Source organism: Priestia sp. P5_B4, assembly GCF_056400385.1.
Window position 1 is genome coordinate 1 of record NZ_JBFULJ010001179.1, and the last position, 950, is coordinate 950.

1 pseudogene is annotated in these 950 nt (G+C 35.4%); it reads right to left on the reverse strand.

From position 1 onward, the window contains the following. Window positions 1–294: 294 nt before the first annotated feature. Window positions 295–950: pseudogene (locus AC1DRF_RS29760) on the reverse strand (aspartate:proton symporter); the annotation flags it as partial.

The window sequence follows — 950 nt, forward strand, 5'->3', positions numbered from 1 at the left end:
CATTCAGTTGATTCTTGCTTACTCCATCAAAAAAAGTACAAGTGGTACTGTATACTTCTCCTTCATTTTTACACACTTCTATAACATTATTGTTTTCCCACAGCCGCTTTCGAAGTGAATTTATTATTTTTTCAATCATACTCTTCCTCCAAGCGTTGGATTTAAAACGGTTACATTACATTAATTAAACAATAATGTGCTAATTCCTTCTTTCCTACTAAATTATACGACAAACTTTAGAAATTCATGTTCAAATAACATAGAAAAAAGCAGCAAATATCGCTGCTTTACAGGTTATACAGGTGCTTTTTCTTCCTGTTCAGGATGATGATCGTAATCAATAAGCGCTTTTGGAAGGCCCGTATATTTAGCCCAATAATAAATCCCCAGAGATACGACCGCTATAATAATTAAGTCTACAGGCGTATCGATCAAACCCTTTCCTCCGCCGAACGAACCAATATAAGAAATAAAGAGCATGATGATATAATAAGCAACTAACCACCAAGTTGATTTAATCTGCTGACGAAGACTTACTTCGTTTTTAGGCACATATTTAGCAAAAATCAAATATATAACAAACATAACCAATTGAGAAGTTAACAACCATGAAATAGTCTTCCATCCTGACCAGTAGACAATAAAGGAAGCAAAAATAAAGGATAATGGACCAATTATACTCATTCCTCTTAATTTAAAAGGCTTTTCCAAATCTTTTGCGTTCACCATAAAGGCCGCTGATGAAATTGGTGCAATCGCGTAAGAAAGAATAAGCGCAACAGAGCATACGTTTACGAGTGCATTCCATGAAGGAAATGGCAGTGTCCAAAAAATCGAAAGTCCTAATGAAAGCCATAGAGATGATCGAGGAATCCCTGTTTTTTTATCCACATGAGCAAACGTTTTAAATAGCGTACCGTTACGAGACCAAGCATAGATAAGTCTAGATG